This is a genomic window from Massilia sp. 9I (genome assembly GCF_902506415.1).
Taxonomy (GTDB): Bacteria; Pseudomonadota; Gammaproteobacteria; order Burkholderiales; family Burkholderiaceae_D; genus Telluria.
The window spans coordinates 4004269-4021470 of record NZ_LR733275.1; the positions used below are offsets into that span (position 1 = coordinate 4004269).

The following is a 17202-nucleotide window of genomic DNA, read 5'->3' on the forward strand; positions in this document are numbered from 1 at the left end:
GGCGCTCCCTTACGCTGCCTGGGGGTAGCGCAGGTCGAAGCGGTCGAGCTCCATCACCTTGTTCCAGGCCTTCACGAAGTCGTGCACGAAGTGGGCCTCGCCATCACGGGCGGCATAGACCTCCGACAGCGCGCGCAGCTGGGCGTTGCTGCCGAAGATCAGGTCGGCCAGGGTGGCGGTCCAGCGCCGTTCGCCGCTGGCGCGGTCGGTGCCTTCGAACAGGTGCTGGCTGCCTTCCACACGCCTCCAGGCGGTGCGCATGTCGAGCAGGTTGGTAAAGAAGTCGGGCGTGAGCGTGCCGGGCCGGGTGGTGAACACGCCGTGCTGGACGCCGCCGCTGGTCGCACCCAGGGCGCGCATGCCGCCCACCAGGACCGTCATTTCCGGCGCGGTCAGCATCAGGAGATTGGCCTTGTCGAGCATGGCATTGGCCACGTTGCTCACCGCCCCGGAGTGGATATAGTTGCGGAAGCCATCCACCGCCGGTTCCAGCACCTCGAAGGAATTGACGTCGGTCTGCGCCAAGGAGGCGTCCACGCGCCCGGGGCGGAACGGCACCTTGATGTCGTGCCCGGCCCCCTTCGCCGCCGCTTCCACCGCGGCGCAGCCGCCCAGCACGATCAGGTCGGCCAGCGACACCCGCTTGCCGTTCGCGCCCGTTGAGCCGTTGAACTCCTGCTGGATCGCTTCCAGCTGGCGCAAGACTTCCGCCAGCTCGGCCGGGTCGTTCGCTTCCCAGTCCTTCTGCGGAGCCAGGCGGATGCGGGCGCCGTTGGCGCCGCCGCGCAGGTCGCTGCCGCGGAAGGTGGAGGCCGAGGCCCAGGCCGTCTTCACCAGCTGTTGGATCGACAGGCCGGACTGCAGCAGCCTGCTTTTCAAGGCCGCGATGTCGACGTCCTCGATCAGCGGGTGGTCCACGCTGGGCAGCGGATCCTGCCAGATCAGGTCTTCCTGCGGCACCAGCGGCCCCAGGTAGCGCACCTTCGGCCCCATGTCGCGGTGGGTCAGCTTGAACCAGGCGCGCGCGAAGGCGTCGGCGAACTCCTGCGGGTTGGCCAGGAAGTGGCGCGCGATCTTTTCGTAGGCCGGATCGGCGCGCAGCGCCAGGTCGGCCGTCGTCATCATGGGCTGGTGCAGCTTGCCCGGGATGTGGGCATCGGGGACGTTGCGGCCCGCATCGCCCTTCGGCTTCCACTGACGGGCGCCGGCCGGGCTTTTGGTTTGCTCCCACTCGAAGCCGAACAGGGTCTCGAGGTAGCTCATGTCCCAGGTGGTGGGCGTCGCCGTCCACGCGCCTTCCAGTCCGCTGGTGATGGCGTGCGGGCCGATGCCGCTTTCGTAGGTGCTCTTCCAGCCCAGGCCCAGTTCTTCGATGTTGGCGCCTTCCGGATCGGCGCTCAGGTGGTTGGCGGGCCCGGCGCCGTGGCACTTGCCGAAGGTGTGGCCGCCGGCGACCAGGGCCACGGTCTCGTAGTCGTCCATGGCCATGCGGCCGAAGGTGTCGCGGATGTCGCGCGCCGACCCTACCGGATCCGGATTGCCGTTCGGGCCTTCCGGGTTCACGTAGATCAGGCCCATCTGCACTGCCGCCAGCGGCTTCGAGAGCTCGCGTTCGCCGCTGTAGCGCTCGTCGCCCAGCCAGGTCGATTCGGGGCCCCAGTCGATTGGCAGCGGTTCCCAGATGTCTTCGCGGCCGCCGCCGAAACCGAAGGTCTTGAAGCCCATGGATTCGAGCGCTACGTTACCGGCCAGGATCATCAGGTCAGCCCAGGACAGGCTCTTTCCGTACTTCTGCTTGATGGGCCAGAGCAGCCTGCGCGCCTTGTCCAGGTTGCCGTTGTCGGGCCAGCTGTTGAGCGGGGCGAAACGCTGCTCGCCCGAACGCGCGCCGCCGCGGCCGTCGAAGATACGGTAGGTGCCGGCCGAATGCCAGGCCATGCGGATGAAGAAGGGACCGTAGTGGCCGTAGTCGGCCGGCCACCATGCCTGCGAATCGGTCATCAGGGCGTTCAGGTCGGCGATCACCGCGTCGAGGTCGAGCTTGCGGAACTCGTGCTTGTAATCGTAATCCTCGAGCATCGGGTCGCCCAGCCGCGCATGCTGGTGCAGCACGCCCAGGTTCAGCTGGTCGGGCCACCAGTGGGCATTGGTGCGCGTCTGCCTGGGCTTCGCGCCGTGGGCGACAGGGCATTTCAGTTCCGCTTCGGCGCTCTGCAAATCCGGTGTGTCGTTCATGCTGTGTCTCCTTGGTTGGATGGGGTCGCCAGGCCGTCAGGGCTCCTCGAGCAGGGCCCAGCTCGACCACGCCAGCATAAGGCGGCCAAACCAAGGTATCCAATTGTGTTTTTGTATAGTCTCGATAGCAAAGGGAGCTGGGGCTGCAGGCCTGCCACCGGTCAATTGCTCAGCCCGCGGTCCCGGCAAGATAGGCCGCCAGTTCGTCCGGCGTCCCCTTCGGGAAAGCGTCCTTCAGGTAGTCGAGGAAGGCCGAGACGCGCGCGCTCAGGAGCCGCCGCGAAGGGTAGAGCACCCACAGGGCGATCTCGGGCCCGTCCACATCGCCCCAGTTGCCTAGCGTCCCGGCGGCCAGGTCGTGGCTGACGAGCGATACCGGCAGCCGTCCCGCGCCCACCCCCGTGCGCACCGCGTCGCGCACCATCACCAGCGATGACAGCGACAGCACCGGATCGATCGCTATGGACGCGCCTTTGAGCTGCCACGTCCTGGCCCCGTCGCGCGCATCGCGCACGACCGCGGGCACCGGCGCATCGCCCTGCGGCCGACGCATGGCGGGATGCGCAACCACCACCAGCCGGTCGCGCAGAAAGATCCGTCCCACCAGGTTCGCGTCGGGCGCCGGATTGACCCGGATGACCAGGTCGTAGCCCTCTTCGACCATGTCGACGTAGCGGTCGTCCGCCGTGACTTCGAGCCGCACTTCCGGATACATCAATGCGAAGCCGGCCGCCAGCCTGCCCATTGCAGTCTGCGCGAACAGCAGGGGTGCGCTGATGCGCAGCAGGCCGCGCGGCTGTTCGCCACCGGACGCGATGCTTGCCGCCGTCTCGTCGATCTCGGTGAGCAGCACGACGGTGCGCTCGTACAGCATGCGCCCCTCCTGCGTGAGCTTGAGGCTGCGCGCGCCGCGTTCGAACAGGCGCAGCGCGAGGTCGCGTTCGAGTTCCGCCACGCGGCGCGACAGCGTTGCCTTTGGACGACCGCTCAGGCGCGACGCGCGGCCGAAGCCGCCATGGCGGGCTACCAGGTTGAAGTCGACCAGTGCGAGCAAATCCATGTGTTCCACCTGTGAGACGGTATGTCCAATTTTGATGGCTATCGTACCATGGGTGGGATGGCTAACATGGACTCACTTTCAACCACACCCGAAGGAGAACACCATGAGCATCCTCGTCACCGGCGCTACCGGCCAGATCGGCCGCCAGGTCGTCCAGCAACTCATTCAACGCGGGGCCAAGGTGCGCGCCCTCGTGCGTGACCCGGCAAAGGCCGAGTTCCCGGCCGGCGTCGAGGTGGTGCAGGGCGACCTGCTCGACCCCGATTCCCTGCGCAGCGCGTATGCCGGCGTGTCCACCCTGTTCCTGCTGAACGCCGTCGTTCCCGACGAGTTCACCCAGGCGCTGGTCGCGCTCAACCTGGCCAAGGAGGCGGGCATCGAACGCCTGGTCTACCTGTCCGTCATCCACAGCGACGTGTACGCGAACGTGCCGCACTTCGCCGGCAAGTACGGCGTCGAGCGTGCCATCGCAGATCTCGGTTTCGGCGCCACCATCCTGCGTCCCGCCTACTTCATGCAGAACGACCTGGCGGTCAAGGACGTGGTGCAGGGCTACGGCGTCTACCCGATGCCGCTCGGCGCGCGGGGCATCGCGATGGTCGACACCGCCGACATCGCGGAGGTCGCGGCGATCGAACTGGTACGCCGCGACCGTGCAGAAAGTGCGCTGCCGTCGACGCGCTTCAACCTGGTTGGACCGGAAACCCTGAGCGGCCCGGACGTGGCCGCAATCTGGTCGGAAGTGCAGGGACGCCCGGTCGCCTACGGCGGCGGCGACACCCAGGCCTTCGAGCAGAACCTGCGCCAGGCGATGCCGGCCTGGATGGCCTACGACATGCGCCTGATGGGCGAACGCTTCCTGGTTGACGCCATGGTGCCGGAAGCGGGCGACGTCGAACGGCTCACCACGCTGCTGGGCCGTCCGCTGCGCAGCTATCGCGACTTCGCGGCGCAGGCCACCGTCTAGGAGAACATGATGATCTATTCGACCGCCACCGTCCCCGTCAACCCTGACGGCGATACCGTACTCACCCGCGAGCAGGCCTGGGCCGGCCTGGTTCTCAAGGCGCGCGACGCGCGCCAGTTCCTGCCGCCCGGCCTGTGCACCCGCTGCGACGTGGTGGAGGAGAGCGCGACGCACCTCGTGCGCGAAGCCACCATTGCCGGCGACGACCTGCGCGAGATCATCAGTTTCGAGCCGGGCCACAAGCTGAGCTTCTTCCAGGCCAGCGGCCCGCGTGAAGGCGCGATCATCAATGAGCTGTTCGAAGATGCGGAAGGCCGGCTGCAGCTGCGTTTCTACTGCTACCTCGGCCTGCGCGGCAAGGCGCCGGGCGGGCCGGAAGAACAGCTTGAACAGGCCACGATGGACAGCGAGAAGGGTTATCGGGCCGCACTGCTGTCGACCCTCAAGCGCACCCGCGAACTGCTCGCCGCGGGCCGCCTGTGACGGGATTGCTTACGCCTGCAGGGTGGTGTTGTACACCTTGCCCGCGATCTTCACGTTGCTCAGCTTGACGTTGCGGACGTTGTAGATGAACCAAGGCTGGGCCGCGTTCACCGGGGTGCCGAAGTCGCAGTCGGTGATGGTGACATTCCGGATCGGCAGGATCTCGGCCGGCTTCTCGCCGTTGTAGTCGAAGGCGACCGGGCCGAGCAGGAGCAGGGCCTGGTAGCACGAGCGCGGGCCGTCCGGGGTCGCGACGTTCCCGACCCGCACGCCCGAGATGTGCACGTCTTCCACGATCGGCGGGCGGGTGCGCACATTGTCGGCGGTCGGCGCGTAGTCGCAGTCGAAGGTCACCACCGCGCCGGCCGAGGAACCGACCGTCTTCGGCGGGATCGGCGAACCGGGCAGCGGGTTGTAGACCTGGGGTTTGAGGTTCACGCCGTTCGGCATGGTCACGTTGCGCACGTAGAAGTGGCGCAGGAAGCCGCCGCGGTTCATGTTGGTCTTCAGGCGGATCGCGGTGTTCAGCGGGTCAGTCGCCCAGTGCTCGTTGCGGAACTCGATGTCCTGCGCGTACACGTGCTGGATCCCGCCCGACATCTCGCTGCCCAGGGTGACGCCGCCGTGGCCGCTGTTCATGACGCACTTCTGGATCACCACGTTCTGGGTCGGGCCGAACTGGGTGTCCAGGTTCTTGCCGGCCTTGATCGCGATGCAGTCGTCGCCGCTGTTGAAGGTGCAGTTCTCGACCAGCACGGTATTGCAGGCTTCAGGATCGAAGCCGTCGCTGTTCGGGCCCATGCTGTCCATGTGCACGCCGCGGATCTCCAGCTTGCTGCAATTGACTGGGTGGTGCTGCCAGAACGGCGCCTGGTTCAGCTGGTAGCCCTGCAGCAGCACGTTGGTGCAGCCGATGAATTCGACCATGCAGGGACGCAGGTAGTGGCCGCGGCCGAAGATGCGCTTGGCCACCGGCACGCCCGCTTCCGACAGGGTCGGCAGGAAGGCTTCGTCGGTGCGCCACTTGTCGTCCTTGCCCTCCATGAGCGCAACCTGGGCCGCGGTAAGGTTCGGCGCGATTTCCTTGATCGATGTCGGCGTGAGCGGATTCACAGCGATCTGCGAACGCTTGGGGTCCCGTCCCTTGGCCTTGCCCTTCCAGTCCCACCAGGTCTCGCCGTCGGCACGGGGCACGCCGCCCTGGCCGTCCAGGATGCTGGTCCAGTCTTCGCCAGTGAGGGCGATATTGGTCTGGCCGTAGGCGTACACCATCGGCGAATAGTTCAGGCAGTCGTTGCTCTGCCAGCGCGAGATGACCAGCTTGCCGCTCGGGCCGCAGTCGTACTCGCCATATTTTGCGAAGTCGTCCGGGTCATTGCTGAAGTAGACGTGCGCGCCCTTGGCCAGGTGCACGTTGACGTTCGACTTCAGCACGATCGGACCCTTCACCAGCCAGTTACCGGCCGGGATCACGACACGGCCGCCGCCGGCCGCGCTGCAGGCCGCGATGGCAGCCGCGATCGCGGCGTAGCTGTCCTTGGCGCCGGGCGCAGGGGTGCTGACCTTGCCTTCTTCGTGGTGGGCGACGTAGCCGCTCACATTGATCGCTTCGCAGGACTCGGCGCCGTAGGACGTAATCACGAAGTCGCGCTTGGGGAAGCTGAGGGGCTTCTTGAACTGGTTGATGATGCTCTGGGCGCGCGCCCATGGGTCGGTCTTGGCGGGGGCCTTGGCGGCCAGCGCCGGTCCGCCCACGCTCAGGCCGGCCACCGATGCCGAGGCGGCGCGCAGCAGGGAACGGCGGTGCGAATTGATCGGGTTCGTTGTCATGTCGTTTTCCTAGTCGTGGGACGGCGGGAGAGCGTGGGTCGTTCTGTACATCGGTGCGGCAAATGTATCAGCGAAGAAGCTGCTTGCGAAGACGCGGGATGGACGGTTGATCGTCCATCCCGCGCCGGGGTGGGCTGACGCTTAGAAGGCGTAGTCCGCGCGCACCGTGTAGGTGCGGCCGATCGGCTTGGCGACGTTACGTGCGAACACCACGCGCGAGCTCAGACGCTGGTTCGACAGCGGCGGATCTTCGTCGAACAGGTTGTTCACACCGGCGCCGATCTTCAGCTGCTTGTTGACCTTCCAGCTGGCCGACAGGTTGTACACGCTGTACGGGGCGATGCGGTTGAAGAAGGGCTGGCCCGGCTTCTGGGTCGGCAGGGCGTTGGTGTCTTCATAGCTCGACGCGTACTGCTGGGTGAGCTGGGCGAAGAACGGACCGTAGGACCAGTTCACGCGCGCCTGGTGCTTCCACTTGAACACGTAGGTGTTCGATGCGGTTGCGCCGGTGGACAGGGCGCCATTCTTGCCGACGCTGTCGAACCATTCGCCGCCGGACTCGTTCTGGCCTTCGTACTTGTCGGTGTAGGTGCCGTCCGCCGAGAAGCCGAAGCGGCCCCAGTTCGAGGTCGGGTACACGTAGTTCAGGCCGATGTCGATGCCTTGGGTACGCAGGCCACCCATGTTCAGGCGGGTCTTGGTGATGTACTGCAGGCTGCCGTCCGGGTTACGCACGAACAGGTCGCCGTACTTCTGGATGTTGTTGAAGATCGTGTCTTCCGAGACCTGGGCGATGGTGCCGGTCATGTCGATCTTCCAGAAGTCGACGGTGGCCACGAAGTTCTTGAACGGCTCGACCACGACACCGACGGTGATGGTCTTCGACTTTTCCGGCTCCAGGTCCGGATTCGCGCCGGTCAGGGTGGTCAGTCGGGTGTTGCAGACACGGGTCGGATCGAGGTTCAGGCCGGCGTAGCGCGGGTCGGTCGTCACGCTGCCGGTGCCGGTCACGCCAGGGGTGGCGCTCGGGCACAGCAGCGGGTCATCCCAGTTCGAGGTGGACGGGGTCAGGGTACGCTCGCTGCCGTACAGTTCCGGCAGGGTCGGCGCACGGAAGCCCTTGCTCACGGTACCGCGGAACATCAGTTCCTTCATCGGCTGGTAGCGGAAGCTGGCCTTCGGATTGACGGTGCTGCCGAAATCGCTGAAGTGGTCGGCGCGAACGGCGAAGTTCAGGTTCAGCTGCTTGGTGACCGGCGCATCCAGCTCGGCGTAGGCGCCCATCACGCGGCGCGCGCCGCTCGGATTGCGGCCCGGGGTGCCCGACACCTTGTAGACCACTTCGTCGCCCAGCATGTTCATGTTCTCTTCGAAGCTCTCGCGGTGCCAGTCGGCGCCGATCGCCAGGCCGAGGGAGCCGCCCTTGAGGTCCATCAGGCTGCGCGACAGGTTCAGGTCGGCGCCGTAGTAGCGCACATCGGCATTGCGGTACTCCAGACCGTCGGCCGAGATGCTCTCGAGGTAGGCCTGGCCGGCCGCGTCCTGCGGGCCGAACGGGTTCAGGGTGCCGTTGGCGACGCCGGCGTACAGGCCCGGGGTGCGCACGAAGTTGTCCTTGAAGCCGATGTTGCGCTTGCTGTAGGCGTAGGAAGCGCCGACGCGGTAGTCCCAGTTCCCCATCAGGTTGAGCTGGCCTTCGTCCTGCACCACCAGGCGGTGGTTGACCTGCTCGTCATGGCTGGTGACCGCACCGAGTTCGTCCAGGCTCCAGGTCAGGGCCAGGTCTTCGCCGTTCAGGCCGGCCACGGCCGGCACGCCGCCGCTGCCGCCCGGGTACCACTTGCTGGCCTTGGTGATCATCAGCGGCTTGCGCGATGCGGTCAGGCGGTCGTAGTCGGTGTTGGCGCCGAAAGGCTGCGGCGCGTCGGACGCGTCGATATAGGACTTCGACAGGTTCAGTTCGACGGTGAGCACGCCGCCGTCGCCGTGCGCCAGGCTGCCCTTGGTGAACAGGGTGGCCTGCTGGGCTTCCGGCAGCAGCTCCGGATAATAGGTCGGATCGGTGATGCAGGTCTTGCCGCCGTTGGCGTTGGTGCGGGTCGACGGCACCGTGGTCTGGACCGCGTACGGGGTCACGCAGCCGGCCGCGAAGTAGGGGTTGCCGGTGATGTTGGCCGTCTTGCCGTTACGGTAGATGGTGTAGTTCGCCGGCGAGGCCGAGCCGCCCGAAGTATTCGGGGTGAACGGGGTGCCGCCGAGCTGGGCGATCTTGGCCGGGTCGGTGATGTTCGGACGGTCGCGCTGCAGCAGCGAATCGCGGCGCTGGACGTCGAAGGCGGTGTAGACGTTCCAGCCATCGGTGGCCAGGTCGCCCTTGCCGGCGACGATGCCGGCGCGGCGCTGGGCGCCGCCGCCCGAGGCTTCCGGCTGCACGGTGCTGGCGCTGGCGGTGACGCCCGTAATCGAGCGCTTGGTGATGAAGTTGACCACGCCGGCGATCGCGTCGGTGCCGTACAGGGCCGAGGCGCCGTCGCGCAGCACTTCGACGCGTTCGATGGCGGCCATCGGGATGACGTCGACGTTGACCGAGCTGTCGCCCAGCGCTTCGTTGGCCAGGCGGCGGCCATTGAGCAGGACCAGGGTGCGGTTGGTGTTCAGGCCACGCATGTTGATCATGGTGCCGCTGCCGCCGCCGCCGACCGGCTCGTTGGTCGAGCCCACGGTGAGGGCCACGGCGACTTCCGACATCGTGGTCAGGCCACGGTTCTGCAGTTCTTCTGCCTTGATGGTGGTGAGGGGGAGGGCGTTCTCGGAAGCGAGGCGCTTGATCGAGGAACCGGTGACTTCGACGCGCTGCATCGGCGCTTCCTGCGCCGTGGCGGTGTTCATCAAGGTCAGCACTGCGACAGCGACTGCCGACATGATGAAGCGCGGTTGTTTGATGCTTTGGTGTTTCACTGCATGTCTCCTGCTTTGAATCGTCGATTGCGTCCGGTGTAAACCCTGGATCGCGCGAGTGATGCCAATGCACGGCTGTCGTTTCCGGCAGCCGAGTCATTCAGCAGCGCCATGAAGGATATTCAGCAGGTGATTGGTTCGTTGGCGATTCTACTTTGGTCTGACCGCTTTCGCAATCTGGACTTGCCACTTAATTTCTGCAATGTCAATACATCATGAATTGGTTGGGCCAATTATGGATAAAGCAATATTGTTGCGCACGCCATCGCGATGGTGAAACGAGCGGTTATGGCTTGCGGGAGGGGAGGGGGAAGCCGGGCCAAGGGCCCGGCCGGATCGATCAGCCGCGCGAGAAGGTGCGGGTGACGCGGTCGAGGTGGGCGCGCATGGCGGTGCGGGCGCCGGCCACGTCGTGCGAGGCGATGGCGGCGAAGATGTTGCGGTGGTCGAGCAGGGTCTGCTGGCGCAGTTCCTCGGTCTGGAAGTGCTCCTTCAGCTTGTGCCAGAGCGAGCCGCGCTGGCTCCACAGGTATTCGATCACGCCGACCATCGCGCTGTTGCCGGTGGCGCGCGCGATCGCCAGGTGGAAGTTGCGGTCGGCCGACTCGTTGCCGCTGCGTTCCTCGTGGTGCTGCTCCATCTCTTCGACCGCGCGCAGGATGGCGTCGATGGCCGAATCGCTGGCATGCTTGGCCGCCAGCGCCGCGACCTCCACTTCGATCAGGCGGCGCGCCGCCAGCACTTCGAAGGGACCGGGGCCGGCGGTGGGCACCTCGGCCTGCGGAGTGGCCTGTTCGCTGACGTAGACCCCGGAGCCGCCGCGCACTTCGACCGTGCCGCCCAGTTCCAGGGCGATCAGGGCTTCGCGCAGCGAGGTGCGGCTGACGCCAAGCTTGGTCGCGAGCTCGCGTTCGGCCGGCAGGCGCTCGCCCGGGCGGATGTTCTCGGCGCGGATCAGCTCCTCGATCCTGGCCGATACCACCCGGTACAAGCGCGGCTCGTTGGCGCCGTTGTCGTTCAGCGCAGCGTTTTTCTTCATCGATGGTCCGTCGTGGATAATTGGTGGCCAATGCCAAAACTAAGGAATCTTAGTTTGGTACTGGTAATGTTGCAAGTGGACCAACCAATTATATGACAACGGACGTGTTCAGGGCTGTTGCGTAACGGTCATCGCGATGCTGAAGTCGTTGCTACCGCCATTGCCGACCTTGATGCCCGCCCGTTCACCGAGCTGCGTCAGTAGCCGGGGTTCGCTGATCAGGTTCGAACCTTTGAAGAGCTTGCCGTCCAGCCAGACCTGGTCCGGCGCATTGCCCGGCCGGACGGTCATCTCGACGCGCCATTCGCCGGAGGCTACTGCGAACTGTTGTCCGGCCGCCGTCAGGATGCGCGGCATCACCCTCTTGTCCTCTTGCTTGAGGAAGGAATCTGCCTTCAGCGTGATGTCCGGTGCGCTCACCGTCGTCAGGGCCAGTTCGATCGAATACCGGGGCGCAGCCGTGGACGCGGCCTGCTCGGCGCGTGCACCAAGCGTGGCGGCGAACGCCCCCGTGGCCAGCAGGGCGAGGATGCAGCGGCCGGCGGCGCGGCGAAGGATTCCGGGTGGGGTGTGCTGCAGACTCATGATGCGCTCCTTGGTAGGGTGGGGAGATTGCCAGTGACAGTGCAGGCCGGCGCGGGGGACGCCGGTATGGGACTTGAGCAGGGCTTCGGCATAGCTGCGGCGCTGGCCCGGATGGCGTAGCATGACGGCGGCGTCGCAGGCAAGTTCCTGGTCCTGGCGGAAGCGCCGTGCGCCGAAGTAAACCAGCGGATTGAACCAGAACACGCACTGGAATAGGGCTGCCAGCAGGTTTGCATGCAGGTCGCCGCGGGCGATGTGGGCCCCTTCATGGGCGATCACGAGGGCCTGCTCGGCGGGCGAATAACGCGCCGAGAAATCCTGCGGCAGGACGATCCGCGGGCGCAGCAGCCCAAGCGACGCCGGGCCGGCAATGCCGGCATCGGCCTGGCGCAAAAAGGCACGCTGTTCGATGGCGAACCAGAGCGCAGTGAGCACCAGGCCGCCGACCCAGACGAGCAGCAGCGTATCGGCCTGGCCGGCTGACGGAGGTGTCGTCGCCTGGGCGGCCAGCGCCTGTACCGGGCGCAGCACCTGCACCGATTGCATGATCGCGGCAGGACGGCCCGGCAGCACGCTGGCCGCTACGACGATCGGCACCAGCAGCCAGGCCTGGTAGGCGAGGGCGGCGCCGGCCCAGCGCAGCAGCGGCCGGCGCACGGCCAGCAGGACGAGGATCGCCAGGCTGGCGAACAGCGCAGCGCGTAGCACAAGCGGCATCAGTTCACTTGCCATCATCGAGCTCGTCGATCAGCTTGCGCAGTTCCTTCAGATCCGACTGGGACAGCTTCTTCTGACTGCCGAAGTGCGCGACCAGCGGCGCGATGCGGCCGCCGAACAGGCGCTGCACCAGGCTCTCGCTTTCGCGCGCCAGCCAGGCTTCGCGCGGCAGGATGGCTGTGTAGAGGAAGCGCCGCCCATCCTTCTCGGCGGCGATGGCGCCTTTCTTGAGCAGGCGGTTGAGGAGGGTCTTGACGGTGGCGGTCTGCCAGTGCTGGCTCTCATGCAGGGCGACGACGACCTGCTCGGCCACCACCGGACCGGGGGCGCGCCACAGCACTTCCATCACGTGCGACTCGGCGTCGCTGATGTTGATCGTTGGGGTATTCGACATGACAGTACCATTTACAGTTGTAATCTGAATTAATGATTACATCTGTAAACGGTAGTGTCAAGCCTTCATGCGTGTATCAAGGCTGAGGATTCCAGCCGCGGCCCGCGAACACGGCGGCGCGGCTGGTCAGGCGCGCGGCCGCCTCGCGCTCCAGCAGGAAGCCGCCGTAGCCGCGCGGCTGGCCGTCTTCCGACTTGTTCCCGTATTCGCTCCAGCCGCCCTGGACCGGGTTTGGGACCGGCTTGCGGTACCAGGCGTCCGGGGCGATGTGTGGGCCGACGCTGCATTCGATGAAGGCCACCTTGTCCCAGGTGTTGGCGGTGCCCGGCGAGCGTGCGAAATAGGTGGCGCCATCCGGCGGCAGGTTCCCGAGTGGACCCGGACCGCGCGTGATGCGTGAGCGCAGGAACACGAAGCCCGGATCGTCCCGGCCCATGGTGCGCGCCTGCACGATGTAGCCGCCGCTGGCCGGGTTGGCGCTGTCGCCGACGGTGCGCAGTTCGCTCTCTTCGAACAGGGCCGCATGGTTGTTCCCCCACACGAAATCGACGTTACCCTCGATGAGCGATTTGTAGAACCAGGCGTAGCCCCAGAGCTGCAGCGTGTCCTGCTCGCTCTTGAAGTGCGCGTTGCGCACCTGCAGGCGGCCCTGGTCGCTGGCGAAGAAGATCGTCTCGGCCTGGGCCGAATGGCCGTCGCTGCGGCGGGTGCTGTTGTGCAGGGCGATGTCGCGGATCTCCAGCAGGTCACTGCCCTGGGCCAGGAACTGGGCGCGGCCGCCGCCGATGCCCGCACTGCCAGGCAGCTGCGCCGTGCCCGAGCCCGGGTTGCGCGTCTCGCTGTTCGCGGCGCGGATGATGGTGGCGTCAACGCTCTGGCCGCGCAGGGTCACCTTGTCCTTGTCGCCCAGGTACAGCAGTTCGGGATAGACGCCGTCTCGCACGTTGACGGTGATCGCTTTATCACGCGGCAGCGACATCGCGTAATCGAGCGCGCCCTGCACGGTGCGGAAGTCGGCGCGGCCAGTTGCGTCCACGGTCACGCTGTCGCCGACCGGCGTGTAGGGCGTGGTGCGGAAGGACCAACGCGCGCCCTTGAAGCCACTCGCGCGTACCAGTCCGGCATCGACCACGGCCTCGTAGTCGACGCCATATTCCAGTGCCTGGGGCAGGCGCACGCGCACTTCCTTGCCATCCACCGTGATCGAAGGCTGGCGCACCAGGCGCTGGCGTCCCTGGGCTCCGAAGGCGAGTACGCCTTCGCCGGGACGCACGACGGCTACCAGCGCATTGTCGCGCTTGCGGTAGACGCGCACGCTGCCCTGGCCGCTCAGCACCGGAGCGTCCACGAACACGAGACGCAGCGGGGTGTCGGGCGGCACGCCGCGTTCGCCGTTGGCCGGATTGGCCGAGCCGGGCAGGGTGGTAGTGGCCGGCGCGGCGAAGGGCGCGCCGACGTCCACTGTGAAGATCGCCTGCGCCCATGGATCGTCCAGACTGCGCACGGTCACGGTGGTGCGGCCTGCTTTCAGGGGAGTCACGCGCAGGACGCCGTCGTTCGCGTCAGCCGTGGCGACGCTTGGATCAGCCGCTTCGGCGGCAAGGCGCGTGGCGCCGCCCACGCGCACGGCCTGGGGCGTATCGCCGGCCTGCAGTACAAGGCGGTCGACCAGGTGCGGGGTCACGCGCTCGGGCTGGCCGGCGGGACCGCCGCGCAGGTCAAGCAGGCGGCTGGCGCCGGCGTCCCAGGAGACCGGCTGCACCGCGGGCATCGCTGCGGCAACCAGCCAGGTGGCCCGTTCGCCATCGACCAGCACGTGCAGCATATTGCCCTGCGGCCCAGGCTCGGCAGAGTAGCGCAGCGTCAGCGGGCCCGGCGGCGGCGCATTGCGGCGCACCTGCTTGATGCGCTTGATCTCGCCGCCGCGCGATTCCAGCAGCTCCACCACGATCATCTTGCCGTCGTCGGACAGCTGCAGGCTCGCGCCCTGCCAGTCGCCATTGGCGTCCTGGCGTGCACGCAGCACGAACGGGGCGCCGGGGCTGGGCACGAAGCGGGCCTCGGCGAAGCCGTCCGCCAGCATTGGCAGGGCGCGCGGGCCGGCATTCTCGCGCACGTGGCCGGGTACCTCGGCGGCCGGCAGCGGTGTGTAGCTGTAAGGTACGCGCCAGCCGACCGCGCCGCCGTAGGGGCAGTCCTTCATGGGCGCGCCGTTCAGCAGCGAGCCGCTGTCCACGAACACGCCCGGGCTCGAGGCCGGGTCGCGCACGATCTGGGCGCAGTTGTCCGCGCCAAGGATGTCGAAGGCATTCGCATCCGAGATGATGTGCGAGGCATGGGCCGCGCCGATGCTGTAGTGGTGGTCGTAGACCGGACGCTTGCGGTCGCCCACGTAGTAGTTGTTCAGCACGTGCACCTGGCCGTAGCGCACGCGCGGGGCGCGTTCGGCGATGTCCTCGAACAGGTTGCCCTTGAGCGTGATGCGCAGGTGCGACTGGTCGCCGGTGGCGTGGTCGCTCGAGCCGATCAGCATGTTCTTCTCGTGCTGCGCGAAGCGGTTGTAGGTGACGCTGACGAAGTCCGCGGCCTGGTTGATGTCGAGCGCGCCGTCGTGGCACTGCTTGAGCATGCCGTTCTCCACCGGCTGCCTGTCGTCGGTGTCCGGCGCATCGGTGAAGCTGTTGTGGTCGATCCAGACATGGTGCGAGCCGGAGACCAGGATGCCGTCGACGGACGAGTTCCAGTTGCCCTTCGCGCCATCCTTCGGATCCCAGCGCGGACCGACATCGCAGGGATTGCGGATCGCCAGGTTGCGGATCACCACTTGCGAGACATTCGCCACCGCCAGTGAGCCGTTGACGAAGCCGGCGCCCGGCGCCACGCCGATCAGGGTGGTGTTCGAAGGAATGCGCACGGTGCCGCGCTGCGCCTGGTCCTCGGTATCGCGGAAGGCGCGGCCTTCGCTCATGTCGATGCTGGCCGCGATCCGCACGATGCGCGCCGGCGCAGGCGCCGTCAGCGCAGCCAGCAGCTGGGCGCGGTCGCGCACGGTGTAGACGTGCTCAGGACTTGCGAGGGCGCCGCCGCGGGTGCCGCCGCCCGAGGCGGCCCAGCCATCGGAAGGGGCATGCTGGCGCTCGGCCAGGGCACCGGTGGTGAGGACCGGCGTGGCTACGGCAGCGGCGCTGGCCAATGCGAGTGCGATCGCGACCGTCATGCGGGAGGCGCTCATCGTGCGCCCCGCATGTCGGCTGCCAGGGCCGGCAGCTTGCGCACCAGCTCCTTGGCCATGATGCCGGAAAAGCGTTGCGAGCCTTCCGGGCCAAGGTGGGTGTAGTCGAAATTGGAGCCGGTGCGCGCCATCTTGTCCGCTTCCTTCGGGCCCATCGCCTGCACCGCCGCCAGCGACTGCGCGTTCAGGTCGACCAGCGGCGTCTTCGTGTCGCGTGCGATCGAGCGCACCGTGCCGGCCCAGGGCGCCAGGTCGTTGTGCACATAGCCGTCCTTGAAGCTGCGGCGGGTGAGCGGCGTCACCAGCACCGGCACCCCGCCGGCTTCGCGCGCCTCGTCGACATAGCGCTTCATGTTGACGGGGAATTCGGTGGCGTAGTCGGTCGAGCGCCCCGGCTTGCCAGGCTGGTCGTTGTGGCCGAACTGGATCAAGACATAGGTCTTGCGGAAGCCCGCGCCATCGCGCAGCAGTCCCATCACCTCGTCCCAGCGGCCTTCGGCGCGGAAGCTCTTCGAACTGCGGCCGCCGCGCGCCAGGTTCACGCAGCTTGTCTCCGGTGTAAAGCGCGCGCACAGCGCGTCGCCGTAGCCGGTGGTACTGGCCATGGTCGAATCGCCCACAAGGATCACGCGGTCGGGCAGGGCGGGAGCGGCATAGGCATGGGCGGCAAAGAGCAGAGGGATGAGGCAGGAAAGGGAACGGAACGGACGAGGCATGGGCAGGCTCCTAAAGGATCGTCCGATTCTATTTTGGCCTGACCAATTTATCAAGCGGTCAGGCCGGGCGGAGAGTGTCGTGCCAAAAAGACAGAATAAAGAGACGTCTTGTCGTAAGACGTCAGACATCTTGTCTTGATATATAATCGTCTTATCCCTCTCTCAACCTTCAAAATCCCATGGTCCCCATCCAGCGCAAACCCCGCAATCTTGCTCAGGGCGTCGTCGAGCAGATCGGCAGCAGCATTCGCCAGGGGCTGCTCAAGCCGGGCGACAAGCTGCCGACCGAATCGTCGATGATGGCGCAGCACGGCGTCAGCCGCACCGTCGTGCGCGAGGCGATCTCGCACCTGCAGGCCTCCGGCCTGGTGCAGACGCGCCACGGCATCGGCACCTTCGTGCTGGAGCCGGCGCCTAGTTCAGGCCTGGGCATCGATGCCGAGAGCATCCTGACCCTGCGCGACGTGCTGTCGATCCTGGAGTTGCGCATCGGTGTCGAGACCGAAACCGCTGGTCTGGCCGCCGTGCGCCGCAGCGATGAGCAGGTGCGCGAGCTGGGCGCGGCCCTGGCCGAAATGCATGCGGCGATGGCGGAAGGGCGCCCGGCGGCCGACGCCGACAAGCGCTTCCACCTCCTGATCGCGCAGGCCACCGGCAACCGCTATTTCGCCGACATCCTGGCCCAGCTGGGCAACGCGATCATTCCGCGTGCGCGCCTGAACACGGTGGAGCTGGAACAGGACAAACCCGCCAATTTCAACGAGCGCGTCAGCCGCGAGCATGACGACATCTACCGGGCCATCGAGCGCCGCGATCCCGAGGCCGCGCGCGCGGCCATGCGCACCCACCTGTCCAACAGCCGCGAACGGCTGGTGCAGGCGCAGCAGCGCATCGAATCAATGGTCGCTTAAAAAACTTCGCACATTTCGCTTGCGAGGTCATCACTTAGGTTGTACGATGACATACAACTTAACGCAGCAACCCCA

Annotated in this window: 12 protein-coding genes; 3 read left to right on the forward strand and 9 right to left on the reverse strand. The window is 66.7% G+C overall.

The window, feature by feature from the left end:
• Window positions 1-9: 9 nt before the first annotated feature.
• Entirely contained in the window at window positions 10-2235 is a 2226-nt protein-coding gene (gene katG, locus GV068_RS17930) for a catalase/peroxidase HPI (RefSeq protein WP_159700801.1), read from the reverse strand.
• 169 nt (window positions 2236-2404) lie between these two features.
• The gene (locus GV068_RS17935) at window positions 2405-3295 is read right to left on the reverse strand and encodes a LysR family transcriptional regulator (protein ID WP_159700804.1); all 891 of its coding nucleotides are present in this window, start codon (window positions 3293-3295) and stop codon (window positions 2405-2407) included.
• 103 nt (window positions 3296-3398) lie between these two features.
• Here GV068_RS17935 and GV068_RS17940 point away from each other — a divergent pair, with 103 nt between their 5' ends.
• Together GV068_RS17940 and GV068_RS17945 are read left to right on the forward strand one after the other, a co-directional pair.
• Window positions 3399-4262: an SDR family oxidoreductase gene (locus GV068_RS17940; protein ID WP_159700807.1), complete on the forward strand. Its 864-nt coding sequence runs from the start codon at window positions 3399-3401 to the stop codon at window positions 4260-4262.
• Between the two features lie 6 nt (window positions 4263-4268).
• Window positions 4269-4745 (forward strand): AtaL-like protein, encoded by a 477-nt coding sequence (locus GV068_RS17945; RefSeq protein ID WP_229464302.1) that lies wholly within the window; start codon window positions 4269-4271, stop codon window positions 4743-4745.
• 9 nt (window positions 4746-4754) lie between these two features.
• On the opposite strand, the gene GV068_RS17950 is transcribed toward GV068_RS17945, so the two are convergent.
• The 7 genes from GV068_RS17950 to GV068_RS17980 form a co-directional block, all read right to left on the reverse strand.
• Window positions 4755-6575, reverse strand: coding sequence for a glycoside hydrolase family 28 protein (locus GV068_RS17950; protein ID WP_159700810.1), 1821 nt, complete (start codon window positions 6573-6575; stop codon window positions 4755-4757).
• Window positions 6576-6716: 141 nt separating this feature from the next.
• Window positions 6717-9533: a TonB-dependent receptor gene (locus GV068_RS17955; protein WP_159700813.1), complete on the reverse strand. Its 2817-nt coding sequence runs from the start codon at window positions 9531-9533 to the stop codon at window positions 6717-6719.
• 340 nt (window positions 9534-9873) lie between these two features.
• Complete coding sequence (locus GV068_RS17960) at window positions 9874-10572, reverse strand: FadR/GntR family transcriptional regulator (protein ID WP_159700816.1); 699 nt, start codon at window positions 10570-10572, stop codon at window positions 9874-9876.
• A gap of 108 nt (window positions 10573-10680) precedes the next feature.
• Window positions 10681-11892, reverse strand: coding sequence for a M56 family metallopeptidase (locus tag GV068_RS17965; RefSeq protein WP_159700819.1), 1212 nt, complete (start codon window positions 11890-11892; stop codon window positions 10681-10683).
• Window positions 11879-12268: a BlaI/MecI/CopY family transcriptional regulator gene (locus GV068_RS17970; RefSeq protein WP_201303308.1), complete on the reverse strand. Its 390-nt coding sequence runs from the start codon at window positions 12266-12268 to the stop codon at window positions 11879-11881. The genes GV068_RS17965 and GV068_RS17970 overlap by 14 nt, the downstream gene beginning before the upstream one ends.
• 76 nt (window positions 12269-12344) lie before the next feature.
• Window positions 12345-15500: a pectinesterase family protein gene (locus tag GV068_RS17975; protein ID WP_159700822.1), complete on the reverse strand. Its 3156-nt coding sequence runs from the start codon at window positions 15498-15500 to the stop codon at window positions 12345-12347.
• Window positions 15497-16216: a rhamnogalacturonan acetylesterase gene (locus GV068_RS17980; protein WP_159700825.1), complete on the reverse strand. Its 720-nt coding sequence runs from the start codon at window positions 16214-16216 to the stop codon at window positions 15497-15499. Before GV068_RS17980 ends, GV068_RS17975 begins: the two co-directional genes overlap by 4 nt.
• Before the next feature lie 179 nt (window positions 16217-16395).
• Here GV068_RS17980 and GV068_RS17985 point away from each other — a divergent pair, with 179 nt between their 5' ends.
• Window positions 16396-17127: a FadR/GntR family transcriptional regulator gene (locus tag GV068_RS17985; RefSeq protein WP_159700828.1), complete on the forward strand. Its 732-nt coding sequence runs from the start codon at window positions 16396-16398 to the stop codon at window positions 17125-17127.
• Window positions 17128-17202 lie beyond the last annotated feature (75 nt).

What these genes read in the sequence shown, in the direction of transcription:
- GV068_RS17975 (WP_159700822.1), bottom strand. Translation starts at nt 15,500, where the DNA reads ATGAGCGCCTCCCGCATGACGGTCGCGATCGCACTCGCATTGGCCAGC.
- GV068_RS17960 (WP_159700816.1), bottom strand. Translation starts at nt 10,572, where the DNA reads ATGAAGAAAAACGCTGCGCTGAACGACAACGGCGCCAACGAGCCGCGC.
- katG (WP_159700801.1), bottom strand. Translation starts at nt 2,235, where the DNA reads ATGAACGACACACCGGATTTGCAGAGCGCCGAAGCGGAACTGAAATGC.
- GV068_RS17935 (WP_159700804.1), bottom strand. Translation starts at nt 3,295, where the DNA reads ATGGATTTGCTCGCACTGGTCGACTTCAACCTGGTAGCCCGCCATGGC.
- GV068_RS17980 (WP_159700825.1), bottom strand. Translation starts at nt 16,216, where the DNA reads ATGCCTCGTCCGTTCCGTTCCCTTTCCTGCCTCATCCCTCTGCTCTTT.
- GV068_RS17950 (WP_159700810.1), bottom strand. Translation starts at nt 6,575, where the DNA reads ATGACAACGAACCCGATCAATTCGCACCGCCGTTCCCTGCTGCGCGCC.
- GV068_RS17965 (WP_159700819.1), bottom strand. Translation starts at nt 11,892, where the DNA reads ATGATGGCAAGTGAACTGATGCCGCTTGTGCTACGCGCTGCGCTGTTC.
- GV068_RS17985 (WP_159700828.1), top strand. Translation starts at nt 16,396, where the DNA reads ATGGTCCCCATCCAGCGCAAACCCCGCAATCTTGCTCAGGGCGTCGTC.
- GV068_RS17945 (WP_229464302.1), top strand. Translation starts at nt 4,269, where the DNA reads ATGATGATCTATTCGACCGCCACCGTCCCCGTCAACCCTGACGGCGAT.
- GV068_RS17940 (WP_159700807.1), top strand. Translation starts at nt 3,399, where the DNA reads ATGAGCATCCTCGTCACCGGCGCTACCGGCCAGATCGGCCGCCAGGTC.
- GV068_RS17970 (WP_201303308.1), bottom strand. Translation starts at nt 12,268, where the DNA reads ATGTCGAATACCCCAACGATCAACATCAGCGACGCCGAGTCGCACGTG.